This window comes from Winogradskyella pelagia (assembly GCF_017581965.1).
Lineage (GTDB): Bacteria > Bacteroidota > Bacteroidia > Flavobacteriales > Flavobacteriaceae > Winogradskyella > Winogradskyella pelagia.
The window spans coordinates 140,340-152,649 of record NZ_JAGEVF010000003.1 but is presented as its reverse complement, the minus strand read 5'-3'; the positions used below and the strand labels follow the sequence as shown (position 1 = coordinate 152,649).

The window sequence follows — 12,310 nt, the reverse complement described above, 5'->3', positions numbered from 1 at the left end:
AGTGTTAACACCTAGGTAAATACACTAGGATGTTTTTTTCTAAAAAAGGCTCCGTTGAAATAACACAGTGGTCCAAGCAAGGCATAAACGAATCCGGGAAACCCAAAGTTAATACCTAGTTGAAATGCTGATAGAATTACAGACACAATCCCAATAATTACAAAAATGAGGAAATGAGAGCAAAAGAATTTCAACTTCAGGCGGTTGTTATTTTCTATGTCTCTCTTATAGGCTTTCCAATAGAGAAAAGAGTAGGATGCAAAAATTAAAACAAATCCGCCACCATATAGCATGAATAGTTGGGAGAGGTCATTTGCCGTCATTCCAATTTGTTGTGTAATGGAATTAATTAATGTCTTCAATGGAAACAGATAAAAGAGAATAGTAAACAATAACAAGATGTTCGCGGTAATAATCCAATTATCTACATATTTGGTACGTTGAAAAAAATTATAATGCACTTTCCATAACAGCATCATTACAAAAAAAGCTACACCAAAACTTGTAAATAGCGGTAGTTGTGCTCCAATATTTTTAATATCTATCGTTGTACCTATATCTACAACCATTAATGTTGCGGCAAAAGCAAAAATACCATCACTTAGAGCCGTTATTCTACCTCTAGAATGTTTGTACATACTTTAGGTTTTATTTTAAACTACTTAAAAGTTCTCTTACCTGCTTTGGAGATTTTATTTGATATCTCGCTTTTGTTTTCTTATAACCCACTTTTATCGAATAGGCAAATTCGGGAGCTTCTTCGAACATATATTCATCCGTCCAATCATCTCCTACAATCAATACAAAATCATAGTCTACATCTAATAAGAGCTTATTGGTGGCTCTTCCTTTATTGACGTTACTGCTTTTAATTTCCATAACCTTATTGCCCTCTAACAAGGACAAATCATTATTAGCAATCATACTGGTAACAACTGTTTTAAGCTCTGTTGTTCTTATTTGAGCCAGTTCCGGGTCAGCAGTTCTGTAATGCCATGCTAAAGAATAGTTTTTACGTTCTATAAATGTTCCTGGTGTGCGGTCAACAAAGGTTTCTAGGATTGGCAGTAGTCTAGTCATCCAATCGGTTTTGAGGCGTTCTAATTCAACCCATTCCTTATGATGTCTAAGCCACACTCCATGGTCAGTAACTAGATTATAGGACTTTTCACCAAACCAGTTGTTAAACGTTTCTTTATCCCTTCCACTTATAAGAACAAGATTGTTATTCTCATCCTCTTGCAGGGTATCGAGTAATTCAAACAAGGCGTCATCTGGTTTAGCATCTTGAGGATTGTCCGTAAATGTTGTTAGGGTACCGTCATAATCCAGCAGTATTAAGCGTTTTTCAGCATTGTTATAATCGGTTTTAATTTTTGAAGCGTCGGCTACGGTTAATTCTTTCGCAACAATCACTTCTTGTAATTCTCTTGTAGCTCTTAATGCGCTTAAAAATTCTTTTGCCCATTTCTCAACATCATAACGCTTTAGTCGTTTTTGTAAAAACTTCATTCGTGTTTTTTGCTCAGCTTCTGGCATTTCTAAAGCACGCTTCAAGGTATTTGCAAAATCATCATAACTATTGGGATTAATTAATAAGGCCTCATTCATTTCTTTAGCTGCACCAGCCATTTCGCTGAGAATGAGTACACCATCAGTGTTGGTTCTGGTAGCTACATATTCTTTAGCTACTAAATTCATCCCATCTCTTACGGGGGTAATTAAAGCCACATCTGCCGATGTATATAAATCTATTAAATCACTAAATGGTAAGGATCTATAAAAATACCAAATAGGTGTCCAGCTCACGGTGGCAAACTGGCCGTTGATTCTACCCACAAGCTCGTCTGTTTCCCTTTTTAGCTTTATATACTGCGGAACATTAGATCGCGACGGAACTGCCAGCATTACGAGTCTCACGTGTTCCTTGTATTGCGGATAAGCGTTTAGAAAATATTCAAAAGCCCTAAGCCTGTTAGGTATGCCTTTGGTGTAATCCATTCGGTCAATGGATAGAATAAGTTTTTTGTTATGTTCTGGATCAATATGTTCGTCTAAACGTCGCTGTAAATCAGATTTTTCCTCATGGTCGCTATTGTGTTTAAGAGCTGCATTCCAAAACTTTTGATAGTCTATTCCCATTGGGAAGGAATCTACTTTTATAATACGATTATGATAACTAATTTCGTTGAAATTGACTTCTAATCGTAGTATACGTTTTATAGAACTTAGGAAATGACGTTCGTAATCATAGGTGTGGAAACCGATGAGGTCTGCCCCGAGCATTCCTTCCAACACCTCACTACGCCAAGGAAAAGTTCTGAAAATTTCATAAGATGGGAATGGAATATGTAAAAAGAAACCAATGGTTGTATAGGGTTTTTTAGCTTTTATCATTTCTGGTACTAAAAGCAGTTGGTAATCGTGAACCCAAACCGTATCGCCATCGTTTAATTGCTCTAAGACCGCATTTGCAAATTTCTGATTTACCTCTACATATGCGTTCCATTCTTTAGTTTCAAAAGCGGTATATTCCATAAAATAATGAAACAGTGGCCATAAGGTTTTGTTGCTAAATCCCAGATAATAATCCTCAATATCTTGCTCAGTGAGGTTTACAGCAACACATTTTTCCTGCTTAACACGCTTATTGACGGTATCTCGTAATTTGGGATTTAGGTCTTCGTCAGTTATTCCTGTCCAGCCAACCCAGATACCATTTCCTTCGGTATGCACTGATTTCATGCCAGTAGCTAGACCTCCAACGCTAGCTGAAACCTCTAGTTTGTCATCTTCAATTGAAATTTGTAGTGGTAGTCTATTTGAGACTATAATGGTTTTAGAATTACTCATATTTTGTTATGCGGTTCTTATTTCGTTAATTTAAACAAAAATGATTGCTAATCCATATGAGAAAAGAAGAATTAATGAATAATTTAAACTACGGCATTATAGGAAATTGCCAAAGTGCAGCCTTAGTTTCAAAAAACGGCGCTATAGATTGGTGCTGTTTACCAAAATTTGACTCACCATCTGTATTCGCCAGACTTTTAGATGATGAAAAGGGCGGTTATTTTGGTTTTGAAGTTGATGAAAGCTATAACATCACGCAACACTACCTAGAGGATACTGCGATTTTAGTCACCCGATTTAGTAATGGCTTAGATTGTTTTGAGGTGCATGATTTTATGCCGAGATATTACAAGGCCCAGAATAAATATCATAAGCCACCAGAGGTCTTACGGTCTGTTAAACTAGTTTCTGGGAAGCCCAGTTTTAAAATAAATTATGACCCGAAATTGGAGTATGCCAAAGGGGTTACCACTACTTATATTAAACACGAATTTATTGTTAGTATCAATGATGAAGAAACCTATGATACGCTTTTTCTTTATACAGACTTTAATTATGAGGCTGTTGTAAAGGGTACTGAAATAGAATTGGATAGAGACTATTTTTTGTGGTTTAGCTATAATGAAAAATTGGTAAAGCCCAATGTAAAAGAAGTTCAGCTAGAATATGAACGAACCAAAGTCTATTGGCTGAATTGGATGGAGCGTACGTCTGAATTTAAACTCTACAATGATGTTATTTCGCGTAGTGCCATTACATTAAAACTTTTAAGCTACGATAGAACGGGAGCGGTTTTGGCTGCAGCGACCACTAGCCTGCCAGAAACTATTGGTGAAGTTAGAAATTGGGATTACCGCTTTTGTTGGATCCGAGATGCCTCAATGGTTATAAAAGTTATGAATCAATTGGGACATAAAAATATTAGTAAACGTTACTTGAACTTTATCATTGACCTTATACCAGACAAGGATGAAAAACTTCAAATAATGTATGGCATCGATAGGGAAAAGCGACTTACGGAACATACATTAGAGCATCTCTCGGGTTATGAAAATTCTAAACCGGTAAGAATAGGAAATGCTGCATACAAACAAAAGCAGAACGATATCTACGGGATTCTAATGGATGTTATTTACCAGCTCCTTCTCAACTTTAGAAGTGATGTCGATCATCGAGAAGAATTATGGACCATTACCAAAGGCATTGTTTGGGTAGTTAACAAGCATTGGACAGAACCTGATAAGGGTATTTGGGAATTTAGAAATGAAGACAAACATTTTACCTTCTCTAAAGTGCTATGTTGGACCGCCGTTGATAAGGCTCTTAAAGTAGCAGGGCTTTTAAATAAAACATCAAAAATTGCACGCTGGCAATTGCTAGAAGAAACAATAAGAAAGGATATTATGGAAAATGCATGGAACGAAGACGTCCAAGCATTTACACAAGCCTATGGCTCTGAGGATTTAGATGCTTCTGTGTTATTAATGGAATCTTATGGCTTTATAGATGCTAAGCATCCTAAATACATTAGTACTGTAAAGGCCATTGAGCGCGAGTTGTGTTATGAAGGATTATTATATCGCTATAAGAATAAAGATGACTTTGGTTCACCGTCCTCTTCATTTACTATTTGCACATTTTGGTTTATAAACAGCTTATATAAAATAGGGGAGAAGGAGCGTGCAAAAAAAATGTTTGAGAAACTATTAGGTTACAGTAACCATTTGGGTTTATTTAGTGAGGATATAGATTTTAAATCGAAACGGCTTTTAGGTAACTTTCCTCAAGCGTATTCGCATTTAGCATTAATAGAAACGGCAATTAATATGTCTTCTGGAGTTAGAAAGGTAAAACTAAAAAGTGAGATTCGTTAATCTTTTTCTTTTAGAATAAGTGTCCCAAAAACACTGGCATTTTTCCAACCTAAATCTTGTTTAAACCCTTCGTTATTTGAAGAGCCGATAAAGTTTTCCCGATGCTCACTATTGTCGTTATCGCAGTAGGCTAGCGCAAACCCCATTTTTTTATTCGGTGCAAGTTGTACTGGTGTGCCAGCAGATTGATCAGAATAGGATTCGTCATAGACCAAAATTTTAAGCTCCCAAGTCGTTATGTTGCCTTTTGTAATCCGTTTAGAATCTATATGACTGTTGTATAATTTTCCTGTTTTGTCTGTAGCCATATCCACCACGTTACCGTCTAAGTCAACATGGTAGGCAAAGGCAGAATGATTGTACTGATGATTACCGCCATTGTTATTTTCATCTAAGAAGATTTCTAAACAATCGTCATCCCACCAAGCTTTTAAAGGGTCTTTATTTTGGTCTAAGAGCACATCATCTCTAATTTCAGCTAAAAGATATAGGGCATCTTCTGTCCATGTTAATTTGTACCTGCCAGAAAAGTCATCTTTTGTAAAAGTATCACCTAACCAGAGTTGGTCTATGGCTTGCCACGCAACCGTTTGCCATATAGGTTCATTGGCCAGACCGTCTATTGAAATTTCAGAAGTGGACTTTCTAACTACAGTAGGCTTATTATAGGGTTTGATTTTGCGGTAATATTTAAATTCAACGGTTTCTATATCTCCCATATCATTCTTAATATCTACAAAAATATTCATTTGGTTGTTTGAAACTTTTTCAAAGCTCATGCCTTCAAAAACCGCTTTGCTTGCTGTGATGTATTTTAAAGGGAAATCGATGGTTTCATCTTTGGTTTCCCATCCTTTTAAATCGTTATTGAAGTGCTTTAGTTGCAAGACCAAGCTGTTATTCACTTCTCTAATAATTTCGATTTCATAGAATTGAACCTTTCCATCTACCGTCAATTTAAATGTTGCCATCATTGAACCGTCTGAAGGCTCACTCCATATTTCTTCTGTTTGTCCACCAAAGGCCTCACCGTGCCACGTGCCAGAAATCCATGAAATGTTTTCGAGTTTAGGTTCTAGTTTTGTTTCTTTCTGGGCTTGGCAAAAAAAACTAGATATTGATAATATAACTATGAAATATGTTGTTTTAAAATTCATTAAAATAAAGTTTAAGGTTTTGTTGCTTCAATAATCTTATCAATTAATACATTAGTTTCCTCGCAACGTTCTTTAACTTGATGATGATACCATAGCATATTGTCTAAATGATTCTCAAATGCAAGTTCATTAAATACAATATAATAATCTGGTTTGAGTTTGGATTTACCTGTCCATTTTAATTTTATTTGGGCATCCATTTCTCTAAAAGAAATTTTGTTCAATAGATAAGGCACAAATTCCTCATTAGCCCAACGTTCTAATCTATAAAAGCGCTCCTTTCTTATTTCACCTAAAGCATTCCATTGATAAAGTAGTTGGGTTATACTATCATCTTTGATGAGATTTAGTTTACCACTTTGCATCACATTTTTTAAGGTATTATCTGCAAAAGCAATATCGTTTGCGCTCAAGGACTCATATAATAGGCTGTCTAGGTTATGTTTAGAGAGTTGGTCTTTTGATGCGCCAGCGAGGTTAATTAACAAGTTTAGTGCATCCATTTCTTGTCTATTACGTATCATATATTTTTTCAGTGCACCTTTATTCTCTTTAAAGTCGGTATGGAGTTTTGCAATCACTTCTTTTTCTTCATTATTCTCAATTCGATTTTGATTCCCGTTATTGACTTGAAGCGCTAAAAGGATACCAATCATAACAAGAACGATTTCTCCAACGGCGTATTTGAAGTATTTGGTTGTTTTCCCCGTTTCCATAAGGTTGTATCGTATTTTTCTAAAGAACTTAATCATGTCATTTTATACTTGAGTTACTATTTGTATCCTCACCAAAGGTCTACTAGACCTTTGATTTTGCTTCTCAAAATTATGTTCAGATAGTCTAAAAAATTTAATCATAATTGAATAATTTCTACCTTTCTCTGTATTTTCATCAAAGGTCTACCAGACCTTTTCTTCAAATAGCTAAAAAACTTAATCATAATTTGATATGTTCTGTCATTTCGAACTTATGTGAGAAATCTCATTATGAGATTCCTCGTCGCATTGCTCCGGCGGAACGACCACATATTTTGTTTAATTAAAGATTTGCTGAGGTGTCTAATTAATTTTATGATGTCTTAGGTCTAGATTACTTTTATGGTTAAACTCAAATAATTATCTTTCGTCAAGATACTATAAAGTTAAAATATGAAAGCTATTTATCGATTATTACTTCTTATTACCACTTTAGTTATTGGTTGCGCTGATTCAAATACATCTTCTAATTCTGAAGTTGCTGAAATTAATCCCGAAACCTATTGGGGCGAAAGTCCATGGCCAGAGATTAGGAAAAAGAGAATCGGCCAATTATTGCCTAAAGCGCTTAAAGCTGCGAATGTAGATTGCTGGTTAGTGATTTGTAGAGAAAATAATAACGATCCTATGGCCGACCATATTGGAGGAGAAAATGCTGGTGGTACTGCGGTATTCTTGTTTTATAACGATGATGCAGGGTTTCATTCTAAAGTATTTTCACCATCGGGTGAAGCTACAGCCTTGGATGATTTGGATATCCATGATGAGGTTGTAAGCGTTGAGCGTGGCACGTCTGCAGTGAACATGGCCGTAGACTTTATAAAAGAGAAAGACTTTAGGACTATAGCAGTGAATTCATCTGATAGTAATTCTGTAGCTGATGGTTTATCTTATACCCAGCGCCAAAATTTAGAACAATTATTAGGTGAAAACGCTAAGCGTTTGGTGTCTTCTACAGACGTGGTGTATGAGTGGTTATCAATTAAGTTACCAGAAGAAGTTGAGATTTTAAGAAGAGCGGCGCAGCTCACTGCAGATTGGCAAATAGAAGCCTATAAGCAAGTTGTGCCAGGACAATCTACAGATGCAGATATTGCTAAGTTTCTAAACCAAAAAATGGCAGAATATGGTGTAAAGGATGGTTGGGCACCAGACCAAAACCCTAATGTTAATTCTGGTGCAGATAGAGGCCATTCACATGCAACAGATAAGGTGATTATGCCAGGTGACGTCATACAGATTGATTTTGGAATTAAAGTATACGACCGTTGGGTAAGTGATATTCAGCGTTTTGCATATGTCTTAAAAGATGGCGAAACAAAAGCTCCAAAAGATATTTTGCATTATTGGGAAAGTGGTAAAGCAGGAAACAGAGCGGCTTTAGCCGCCATGAAGCCTGGTGTAAAAGGTGTTGATGTAGATAGGGCACAACGTGTACTCATGGAAAAAGCAGGCTCAGATTATGTGATGTGGAGCACAGGGCATCCAGTGGGTTATGTAGCACATGATGTTGGACCAAATTTAGGAGGATCACAAGCCTCACATGTAAGACCAGCTTCAGAGAAACTAATTAAAGAAGGCATGACCTTTGCGTTTGATGGTTTCCATGCTTGGAAATTGGAAAATGGCGGAGTAAAGACCATTTCGGTAGAGGAGATGGCTGTAGTTAAAAAAGATGGTGCTGAGTATTTAATTGCACCGCAAGAGGATTTGATTTTGATTTCTTCTAAAAATTAATGTATTAATCTATTTTCTCATTTGATTTTTTTTGGATTAATGAACGGCGAATATGACGGAAGAATTTTATCATCAATAAATTATTCAGTTAAATTATTTAACTCGTCCAAGAGCTTTTGGGTTTCTCGCTTTTTTGAGAGCAAAAGTTGTATGTGGAACCATCCATAATCATATCTTGTTGTAGCCATATTAATAAACTCCATCAGTGTACCTTTATCTTTAAGCTTTTCTTGTGTTGTACTTATTAAAGCAGTCATTTTATGCTTTGAAATACCGCCTTCATAAGCCATATCGTCTGTCATGTAATTAGCGTAACTCTCTGGTTTTTCCCAATAACTAGGTATCAAGGTTCTTAATTTCGGGGCAGTTTCTGAGTCTACAAAATAGCTATTGTTGAGTTTAATAACTTCCTTTGTCCGCTCAATATCTTGATAGAAGACCACAAGACTGTTTTTAAAAGCAGCATTACCAATAAGTTTCATGTCACCAGTGTTGATGAGTTCTGTATAAGTTGGGTTTACGGTTTTAAATGTACGACGATCCTGAAGTCCGTTTGCAGCTTCGAGCAAAGAAGCATCGAAAATAAAAGTTTCGTTTTCATTAAACGCCTTTAGAATGGTCTTGCTATCAGAGCAAAACCGTTTTTCAGCTGTAATTTGAGTCTCTATTTCCTGAATTTGATTTTTAAGATCTACTTTTAGTGTATTGAGATACAGTTGCTCCTTTTTACGATTATCTTTCTCGGTATTCCAGTTATTAATCTGTAGGGCAATAAGAATGCCGATAACTACAAGGATGATTTCGCCAACGGCGTATTTGAGATATTTGGTGGTTTTGTTTTGATTCATAAGCTTAAATCGTGTATGTCTAAAGAATTTAATCATAAACTCATTTCGTTGTAGGTTCAGTTAGTGCAATTATAGTTTCAACAGTATGTTGTACTTTCTGTAACTCACCAGAGTTAAATAGTATGTCCTCCACAAGTAAATGGGTGTTTTTAACCAAATATTCGAACTTTAGAGTTTGAAGCGCTTCGAAATCGTTCCGTTGATCATTAAAGTTGAAATTAAAATCGAAGTGATTTGCCATGTAAGGATCATACTGTTCTATCATATGCTCTCTTGATCTTAATTCTTCTTCCTGGTAATCGTCTATTAAATCATTCCAAGAAATCAATAGGTCTTTTAAAGTATCATTTTTTATTATATCAAAAGATGAGGTGCTGGAGAGCGCATTTATACTTGTCTGAGAAGGATTAAAAGTAGTTCCGCCATAGGACCAGAACAATTGATAACTTAAGGAATCTAAAACAGTGGCTTCTGGTTTGGATGTAATAGGAAACAAGCTCATAATTTTAGTGCAACATGTATAAACAAGCTCATGCTGTTCTACCACCGAATCTAATTGTTTTTTATTCTGCTTAAACTCTTTATTGATATTTGATAGGACTGCTGTTTCTTTAGTTGCATTTTTTCTATTTTCGTTCCAATTGTTAATCTGCAATGCAATTAAAATACCAATGACCACAAGGATAATTTCGCCAATGGCGTATTTAAAGTATTTTCCCATTTTGTTTTGTTCTAAGAGCGATTTACGGATATGTCTTAAGAATTTAATCATTACTGTTACATTTTTTTTCTAACAATTGCTGTAAAATATCTACTTCATTTTCAATAAGTTCTAATAGCTGTTGGCGTCTTCCGTAATCTGTACCTGTGATTAAGATAGCATCATACAAGATGGGCTTATAACTTTCAGAAATATACTCTGGTGAATCTTCTTTAATTCTTTTTCTTATAGCTTCAGTAAAAATCTCTTTATTGTATCTTGAAAATATGTTAACCTGATGTACACCTGTCTCAAACCAATTGTCGAGGGACTTGATGCGGTCCATAATAAAGTCTGTATTTTTAATTATGGTTTCGGCATAACCAGCTACGTTAGTATAGTATGTGTTAAGCGCTCCTGTAATCGCTTTATCTTGAATGATACTTAAATTTCCACTAGATTTAATATCGGAATAAGTAGCGTTATTTGGTTTAAAAGAAGTTGTGACCCTTTGAAGTGCATTAATCCAGCTTTTGCCAAATACTTCTGCCTTTGGTTTCTCTTTTTGAATTTCTAGTATAGCCTCATGGCTGCCATTTCTGCGCTCTTCATTTAAGGCTTTTAGTTGTAAAACTTGTTGTTTGTCTTGTTGTATGTTCTCTAATAATAAGCAATAATAATTCTGCTCTTGAGCACGTGATTTTCGATCCTCATTCCAATTATTAATCTGTAGTGCTATAAGAATTCCTATGACAACAAGGATGATTTCACCGATTGCATATTTAAAATATTTACCTGTTTTGTTTTCCATAATTAAGTTTTGGCGGATATGTCTAAAGAATTTAATCATTTAATAATTCTTAATGGCTTTTAATAATTCTTTGGTTTGAATTTTAAATTCAGTAAGGAGTAAAATATGAATCTTGGCGTAGGTTTCTCTTGATGCTAAATGATTTATAAAGAATAATTCGTTTTCCTCATTCTTTAATAGTTTAGAACTTATTTTTATCAGGCGTTCCATGTTTTTTGCGTTTAATGGATTCGGGCTGCTAAATGTCCTGGAGTAACCCCTAAACAAATCTTCCCAAACTAGACCCGTATTAACAACACCCAATTTATTCATGGCTGGAATAAATTCTTGGTCGATGAATGAAGAGTTGTTACTATCTATTACGTTTTCTATGCGCTCAAGTTCTTCATAATAGTTAATGAGTTTGTTTTTAAAGGTTTCGTTTTTTAAAAGCTCAATATTGCCAGTTGAAATAAGTTCTATATATGAAGGATTAGGATTGTTGAACGTGCGTCTCGCAGAGATAGATGTTATGACTATAGCAAACGTAGTATCTATCCTTAGTTGGTTTGTTTCATTATAGGGTTGAAGTGCAAGTAAGCAGTTGTCTGCTATTTTTGCTTCAAAATCTATTTGTGCCTGAATAGCACTTATTTGATTGTTTAAATCGCGCTCTATATTTTTAATGTAGTTAGCTTCGCGTTTGGCATCCATGCGATTGTTATTCCAATTATTAATCTGTAGCGCAACAAGAATCCCAATAACCACAAGGATGATTTCGCCAATGGCGTATTTGAAATAGCGACCTGTTTTATTTTCACTCATAAGGTTGTATCGTATTTTTCTAAAGAATTTAATCATTGGCTTAAATTATAATTTGTTTCAATGAGTTTAATAATCTTTAAAGCATTTTCCTCATTTTCAAGACTAACATAATCTCCTCGGCTTATAGCGCCATAGAAAAAATTGAGTCCGTTTAGTAGTTGGTTGATTATAATAGGGTCTTCCGTTAACATTTGGTCGGGATGCGCCTCTATAATCTGTTGGGTTTGCATGACTTTTATTAATATTTCGGCGTCAAAAATTTTACCTAGAGATTCAACATATTGCTCTGCCCATGCGAGACCAGCATTGTTTAGTATTTCAAATTTTGAAAATGAATTATAGTATTTTGAGAGCTGCTTGCTAATATCTGTATCGTTAATTAATCTTAATTGTCCAGAACTTTTCATTTCTGCATAGGTTCTGTTTATAGGCTCTATTACCATCCATTCCAAAGTTACCCGACGCGACCAATAGGACAGTTTATCGACATGTGCTTTACGGTCTGCTCTTTTAATATTTGGCACTATAGAATCTATTAACCCATATATTTTTGCGTTACGTTGGCGATATTCATTGTAGAGTTTGACATCTTCTTTTAAATCCTCAACAAGATTTATCATATTTATTCGCTCTATGTTCAAATCATTTTTCTGTTCATTCCAGTTGTTAATTTGTAGTGCTATAAGAATTCCTATGACAACAAGAATGATTTCACCAATGGCGTATTTAAAGTATTTGGATGTTTTATTTTCCATAATTAAAGATTGTCGA

The 12,310-nt window shown here is 35.1% G+C and carries 11 protein-coding genes; 2 read left to right on the top strand and 9 right to left on the bottom strand.

All coding sequences use genetic code 11. The annotated features are described in order from the left end of the window. Positions 1-11: 11 nt before the first annotated feature. Entirely contained in the window at positions 12-638 is a 627-nt protein-coding gene (locus tag J4050_RS05145; protein WP_208152954.1) for a TMEM175 family protein, read from the bottom strand. 10 nt (positions 639-648) lie between these two features. Further along, on the bottom strand, positions 649-2,853 hold the full coding sequence (locus J4050_RS05140) for a bifunctional alpha,alpha-trehalose-phosphate synthase (UDP-forming)/trehalose-phosphatase (RefSeq protein ID WP_208152952.1): 2,205 nt from the start codon (positions 2,851-2,853) through the stop codon (positions 649-651). 74 nt (positions 2,854-2,927) lie between these two features. Here J4050_RS05140 and J4050_RS05135 point away from each other — a divergent pair, with 74 nt between their 5' ends. After that, a complete protein-coding gene (locus J4050_RS05135) occupies positions 2,928-4,727 on the top strand; it encodes a glycoside hydrolase family 15 protein (RefSeq protein ID WP_208153304.1) in 1,800 nt (599 codons plus the stop codon). Here J4050_RS05135 and J4050_RS05130 read toward each other — a convergent pair. Next, the gene (locus tag J4050_RS05130) at positions 4,724-5,884 is read right to left on the bottom strand and encodes a DUF6265 family protein (RefSeq protein ID WP_208152950.1); all 1,161 of its coding nucleotides are present in this window, start codon (positions 5,882-5,884) and stop codon (positions 4,724-4,726) included. The two genes, J4050_RS05135 and J4050_RS05130, sit on opposite strands and share 4 nt — an antisense overlap. An 11-nt stretch (positions 5,885-5,895) precedes the next feature. Beyond that, positions 5,896-6,636: a hypothetical protein gene (locus tag J4050_RS05125; RefSeq protein ID WP_208152948.1), complete on the bottom strand. Its 741-nt coding sequence runs from the start codon at positions 6,634-6,636 to the stop codon at positions 5,896-5,898. Positions 6,637-7,032: 396 nt separating this feature from the next. Between J4050_RS05125 and J4050_RS05120 the strand changes: the two genes are divergently transcribed. Next, complete coding sequence (locus tag J4050_RS05120) at positions 7,033-8,376, top strand: M24 family metallopeptidase (RefSeq protein WP_208152946.1); 1,344 nt, start codon at positions 7,033-7,035, stop codon at positions 8,374-8,376. 80 nt (positions 8,377-8,456) lie between these two features. Here J4050_RS05120 and J4050_RS05115 read toward each other — a convergent pair whose 3' ends face one another. From J4050_RS05115 to J4050_RS05095, 5 genes are read right to left on the bottom strand one after another with little or no spacing between them, the layout of a single operon-like run. Then, a complete protein-coding gene (locus tag J4050_RS05115) occupies positions 8,457-9,260 on the bottom strand; it encodes a DUF6090 family protein (protein ID WP_208152944.1) in 804 nt (267 codons plus the stop codon). 4 nt (positions 9,261-9,264) lie between these two features. After that, entirely contained in the window at positions 9,265-9,996 is a 732-nt protein-coding gene (locus tag J4050_RS05110) for a DUF6090 family protein (protein WP_208153342.1), read from the bottom strand. Next, a complete protein-coding gene (locus J4050_RS05105; RefSeq protein WP_208153341.1) occupies positions 9,989-10,774 on the bottom strand; it encodes a DUF6090 family protein in 786 nt (261 codons plus the stop codon). The genes J4050_RS05110 and J4050_RS05105 overlap by 8 nt, the downstream gene beginning before the upstream one ends. Next, a complete protein-coding gene (locus J4050_RS05100) occupies positions 10,775-11,575 on the bottom strand; it encodes a DUF6090 family protein (RefSeq protein ID WP_208152942.1) in 801 nt (266 codons plus the stop codon). It abuts the gene before it with no gap. Further along, positions 11,572-12,294, bottom strand: a complete 723-nt coding sequence (locus tag J4050_RS05095; RefSeq protein WP_208152940.1) for a DUF6090 family protein — start codon at positions 12,292-12,294, stop codon at positions 11,572-11,574. Before J4050_RS05095 ends, J4050_RS05100 begins: the two co-directional genes overlap by 4 nt. Positions 12,295-12,310: the final 16 nt, after the last annotated feature.

Excerpts from the sequence above, each read along its gene's own strand:
- J4050_RS05100 (WP_208152942.1), bottom strand. The coding sequence starts at position 11,575 with ATGATTAAATTCTTTAGAAAAATACGATACAACCTTATGAGTGAAAAT.
- J4050_RS05130 (WP_208152950.1), bottom strand. The coding sequence starts at position 5,884 with ATGAATTTTAAAACAACATATTTCATAGTTATATTATCAATATCTAGT.
- J4050_RS05125 (WP_208152948.1), bottom strand. The coding sequence starts at position 6,636 with ATGATTAAGTTCTTTAGAAAAATACGATACAACCTTATGGAAACGGGG.
- J4050_RS05145 (WP_208152954.1), bottom strand. The coding sequence starts at position 638 with ATGTACAAACATTCTAGAGGTAGAATAACGGCTCTAAGTGATGGTATT.
- J4050_RS05105 (WP_208153341.1), bottom strand. The coding sequence starts at position 10,774 with ATGATTAAATTCTTTAGACATATCCGCCAAAACTTAATTATGGAAAAC.
- J4050_RS05115 (WP_208152944.1), bottom strand. The coding sequence starts at position 9,260 with ATGATTAAATTCTTTAGACATACACGATTTAAGCTTATGAATCAAAAC.
- J4050_RS05135 (WP_208153304.1), top strand. The coding sequence starts at position 2,928 with ATGAATAATTTAAACTACGGCATTATAGGAAATTGCCAAAGTGCAGCC.
- J4050_RS05140 (WP_208152952.1), bottom strand. The coding sequence starts at position 2,853 with ATGAGTAATTCTAAAACCATTATAGTCTCAAATAGACTACCACTACAA.
- J4050_RS05095 (WP_208152940.1), bottom strand. The coding sequence starts at position 12,294 with ATGGAAAATAAAACATCCAAATACTTTAAATACGCCATTGGTGAAATC.
- J4050_RS05110 (WP_208153342.1), bottom strand. The coding sequence starts at position 9,996 with ATGATTAAATTCTTAAGACATATCCGTAAATCGCTCTTAGAACAAAAC.
- J4050_RS05120 (WP_208152946.1), top strand. The coding sequence starts at position 7,033 with ATGAAAGCTATTTATCGATTATTACTTCTTATTACCACTTTAGTTATT.